Annotated in this window: 3 protein-coding genes and 1 pseudogene; 3 read left to right on the top strand and 1 reads right to left on the bottom strand. The window is 65.1% G+C overall.

Annotated elements, in window-relative coordinates:
• Together JNN06_RS16270 and JNN06_RS16275 are read left to right on the top strand one after the other, a co-directional pair.
• Window positions 1-149: YciI family protein (locus JNN06_RS16270; RefSeq protein ID WP_291240644.1), on the top strand; the 149-nt coding region annotated here is incomplete at its 5' end.
• Window position 150: 1 nt separating this feature from the next.
• Entirely contained in the window at window positions 151-1,371 is a 1,221-nt protein-coding gene (locus tag JNN06_RS16275; RefSeq protein ID WP_291240643.1) for a DUF6596 domain-containing protein, read from the top strand.
• 326 nt (window positions 1,372-1,697) lie between these two features.
• On the opposite strand, the gene JNN06_RS16280 is transcribed toward JNN06_RS16275, so the two are convergent.
• Entirely contained in the window at window positions 1,698-2,591 is an 894-nt protein-coding gene (locus tag JNN06_RS16280) for a LysR family transcriptional regulator (protein WP_291240645.1), read from the bottom strand.
• Window positions 2,592-2,752: 161 nt separating this feature from the next.
• On the opposite strand from JNN06_RS16280, the pseudogene JNN06_RS16285 reads away from it, so the two are divergent.
• Window positions 2,753-4,447 (top strand): annotated as a pseudogene (locus tag JNN06_RS16285) (thiamine pyrophosphate-dependent enzyme); the annotation flags it as partial.
• Window positions 4,448-4,697: the final 250 nt, after the last annotated feature.

Raw genomic sequence — 4,697 nt, forward strand, 5'->3', positions numbered from 1 at the left:
CCGAGACCAAGGAACATCTGGGTGGCTATTACATCATGGATGTGCCCGATCTGGAGACGGCGCTGAAATATGCCGCGATGATCCCCTCAGCGGCGTTCGGCACGGTCGAGCTGCGCCCGCTGATGGATTACAACCCGACCGGGCAGTGACATGACCCAGGCCGCCCGCGCCCTTGCCACCAGCCGCGCCCTCGGCCGGGTCATGGCCGAGGATCGCGGGCGGCTGCTCGCCGCGCTCATGGCGCGTCTGGGCGATTTCGACTGCGCCGAGGAGGCCTTGGCCGAGGCGCTGGCCTCTGCCGCCCAGCATTGGGCGCGGCAGGGGCCGCCCGACAGCCCGATGGGCTGGCTGCTGAAAGTGGGTCTGCGCAAGGCCATCGACCGCATCCGCAAGGAGGGGCGCGAGGCGCAGAAGGCCCGCGATCTGGCGCCGCTGCTGTCGGAGGAGGCCGCGCTGCCGCCCGAGATCCCCGATGAGCGCTTGCGGCTGATCTTCACCTGCTGCCATCCGGCGCTGGATCGCAAAAGCCAGGTGGCGCTGACCCTGCGCAGCATTGCAGGGCTGACCACTGGGCAAATTGCCGCCGCCTTTCTGGATCAGGAGCCGACCATGGGCCAGCGCCTCAGCCGGGCCAAGGCGCGGCTGGTGCAATCGGGCGCGGGCTTTGTGGTGCCCGGCCCCGAGGACTGGGCGGCGCGGCTGGGGGCGGTGCTGGATGTCATCTATCTGATTTTCAATCAGGGTTATGGGCAGGGGCCGCATCTGGGCCGCGACCTTTGCGAGGAGGCGCTGTTTCTGGGGCGCCTTCTGCTGCGGCTGTGCCCCGATCAGGCCGAAGCGGAGGGGGTGCTGGCGCTGATGGCGCTGACCCATGCCCGCCGCGCGGCACGGATCGGGCCGGACGGGGCGCTGGTGCCGCCCGCCGAACAGGCGCGCGCACTGTGGGATGCCGCCTTGCTGGCCGAGGCGCAAGACCTGTTGCAGGCTGCCCTGCCGCGCCGCAGCCCGGGCCCGTTCCAGATCAAGGCGGCCCTGGCGGCTTGCATCATGGCGCCGGAAGGCCCCGACTGGCGGCAAAGCCTTGCGCTTTATGATGCGCTGCTGCGCTTTGAACCCTCGCCCGTGGTGCATCTGAACCGGGCGGTGGTGCTGATGGAGCTGGGCTTGCTGGAGGCATCCGGCGCGGTGCTGGCTGCGGTGGCCGATGTTCTGGGCGACTATCAGCCGCTGCATGCTGTGCGCGCGGAACTTCTCAGCCGCAAACAGCTGTGGACTGAGTCGCGCGCGGCCTATGCCGCGGCCATCGCCCGCGCCCCATCTGCTGCGGATGCATTGTTTCTGCGCAAACGGCTTGCTGCGCTGCCGCATTGACGGGCAGTTGCACAAAACACCCCGAAAACCAAAAAAAAGGCCGAGCAAAAGCTCGGCCCAAGTCCAACAGGGAGGTATGAAGGCGGCGAGAGAAGAACTCAACCGCTGCCTTCAAGCGGGGATGTAGGCCTGCGCGCGATTCCGTGCAAGGCTGAACATGCTGCGCCTGCGGCATGGCCGCCATGCGTTTGACGCATGGCTTTGCTGCATCTGCGGCAAGCTGCTGAAAGATATGGCAATTTGTAAAGATTATCGAAAAACGAAAGGCCTCCGCAGCGGGAGACCTTTGGGCAGATGAAAGGGCGGTACCCCGCTGTGTCCCGCGCTCAGGCCGGGTTCTGCTTGCGGAAGGTGAAGATTTCTTCGGTTACGAAATCGCGGAAGGCCGAGACGCGCTTGGAATGGCGCAATTCTTCCGGGTAGGCGAGGAAGACCGGCACCTCATTCGATTCCACCTCGGGCAATACGCGCACCAGATGCGGAAAATCTTCGGTGACGTAATCGGGCAGCACCCCGATGCCCAGATTGGCCAGAACCCCCTGCAACACCCCGAAATAGTTGTTCACGGTGAGAGTGGAGGGGATGTCATGGCTCATCAGCTGCGCGACCAGCAGGGCGCCAGCGGAAACCTGCGCCGTGCCCGCGTGCTGGCAGATCAGGCGGTGCGCGCTGAAATCCTCCATCGAGGTGGGCGTGCCATGCTGCTCCAGATAGGTTTCCGAGGCGTAGAGCCGCATCTTGATATTCATCAACCGGCGGCGGATCAGGTCGGCTTGACTTGGTTCCTTCATGCGGATCGCCACATCGGCCTCGCGCATCGGCAGATCCAGCACGCGCTCCTCCAGCATGAGGTCGATCTTCAGCGCCGGGTATTTAGCGTAAAGTTTCGCCAGACGCGGCGCCAGCCATAGCGTGCCAAAGCCGGTGGTCGTGGTCACCCGCAATTCGCCGAACACCTCATCCTCGCTGTCGCGGATGCGGGCGGCGGTGGCATCGAGCCGTTTGACCATCGAGGTGGTCGCATCAAACAGCAGCTCGCCCTGTTCGGTGAGAATCAACCCCCGCGCGTGGCGGTGAAACAGGGTGACGTTCAGGCTCTCCTCCAGCGCGCGGATCTGTCGCGAAACGGCAGATTGGCTCAGATGCAGCGTATCCCCCGCATGGGTCAGACTGCCCGCATCCGCCACGGCGTGAAATATTCTGAGCTTGTCCCAATCCATCGCGAAACTCTGTGCCTGTTTTTCTACCGCTAACATCTATGCGCCTGCATAGTTACCCAAATCTGCGCGTAAATGGGGGAATGTCGCAAATTTCCCCCTTTGTAGGTCAGCATTTTTGACCTATCATCGAGAAAAGTTCACGATGCATGGGGAGGTGCGGAATGAACGTGCAAAACGGGATCCGTCAGGGCGTGTCGCTGGCGGATCGGTATGATCTCACGAAATCGCCGGTTCTGTTGAACGGCACGCAGGCCTTGGTGCGGCTGATGCTGATGCAGCGGGCGCGCGACAAGGCCGAGGGCCTTGATACGGCGGGGCTTTGCACCGGTTATCGCGGCTCACCTCTGGGCGCGGTGGACCTGACGATGCAAAAGGCCGCACGAGAGCTGGAGGCGGCGCAGATCCGCTTTCAGCCCGGCCTGAACGAGGATCTGGCCGCAACCGCGATCTGGGGCAGCCAGCAGGCCGAGCTGCGCGGCGAGGGGCGGCATCAGGGTGTGTTCGCGCTGTGGTATGGCAAGGGGCCGGGGGTGGATCGCACCGGCGACGTGATGCGCCATGCCAATATGGCGGGCACCAGCCGCTTTGGCGGGGTGCTGATGGCCATGGGCGATGACCATACCGGCGAAAGCTCCACCGTGCTGCACCAATCCGACTGGGCGATGGTTGATGCCTATATGCCGGTGGTCAGCCCCGCAGGCGTGCAGGAGGTGCTGGATTACGGGCTTTATGGCTGGGCGCTCAGCCGGTTTTCCGGGCTTTGGGTCGGGCTGAAAACCATGAAGGACACGGTGGAGGCCACGGCGGTGGTGGATGGCAACCCCTTCCGCCAGCGCTTTGTGACGCCAGAGTTCCGCATGCCGCCCGGCGGCCTCAACATCCGCTTAGGCGATACGCCGGTCGCGCAAGAGGCGCGGATGATCGACTTCAAGCGCTTCGCCGCCGAGGCCTTTTCGCATGCCAATGGCATGGACAAGCGCATCTGGGGCCGCCCCGGCGCCAAGATCGGCATGGTGGCGGCGGGCAAGAACTGGCTCGATCTCAGCCATGCCCTGTCGCTGCTGGGGATTGATGCCGTCGAGGCCGAGCGGCTGGGGATCACCACCTACAAGGTCGGCCAAACCTTCCCGCTGGACATGAAGGGCTTTCATGACTGGGCCGAGGGGCTGGAGACCATCATCGTTATCGAGGAAAAGCGGAAGCTGATCGAGGTGCAGGTGAAGGAGGCGATCTTTGACGATCGCCGGGGCCGCCGCGTGCTGGGCTGGCACCATGACCGCACGAAGGAAGAGCTGTTCCCGACGCGCTATGCGCTCGATCCGCTGATGATTGCCGAAAAGATCGGCGGCATCCTGATCGAGGAGGGCCGCGGCACCGAGGCGGTGAAGGCGGGCCTCGCCCGCATCAGCGAGGCCCGGCGCGCCGACAATGCCCGCGACATGGCGGCGCGTCTGCCCTATTTCTGCTCGGGCTGCCCGCATAACAGCTCGACCAAGGTGCCCGAGGGCAGCCGCGCCTATGCCGGGATCGGCTGTCACTACATGGTGCAATGGATGGACCGCGACACCAGCGGCTTCACCCATATGGGGGGCGAAGGCGCCAACTGGATCGGCGAGGCGCCGTTCTCGACCCGGGACCATGTGTTCCAGAACCTCGGCGACGGCACCTATAACCATTCCGGTGCCCAGGCGCTGCGGGCGGCCTTGGCGGCCAATGTGAACATCACCTACAAGATCCTGTTCAACGATGCCGTCGCCATGACCGGCGGCCAGCGCCATGACGGCGCGCTGACGCCGATGGCGATCTCCCGCCAGATGTGGGCGGAGGGCGCGCAGGCGATCGTCGTCGTCACCGACGAGCCGGGGAAGTACCCGTCGGGCGCGGACTGGGCGCCCGGCGTGACGGAGAGGCAGTTCGACTGCACCGAGCAGTCGCCGCAGCCCTCGCAGACCATCTGGTTGACGACCACGCGCTTCTGCGGGTCGGGCATGGTGCCGCGCTTGCGGCGGCGCCGCTTATCCGCGGCGCAGGGCTTGTAGTATATAATGAACGAGATGCCGGGCACCACGCGCAGGCCCGGCTGCACCACGTCGAGCGCGTCGCGGG

Source organism: Gemmobacter sp. (assembly GCF_016792925.1).
Lineage (GTDB): Bacteria > Pseudomonadota > Alphaproteobacteria > Rhodobacterales > Rhodobacteraceae > Gemmobacter.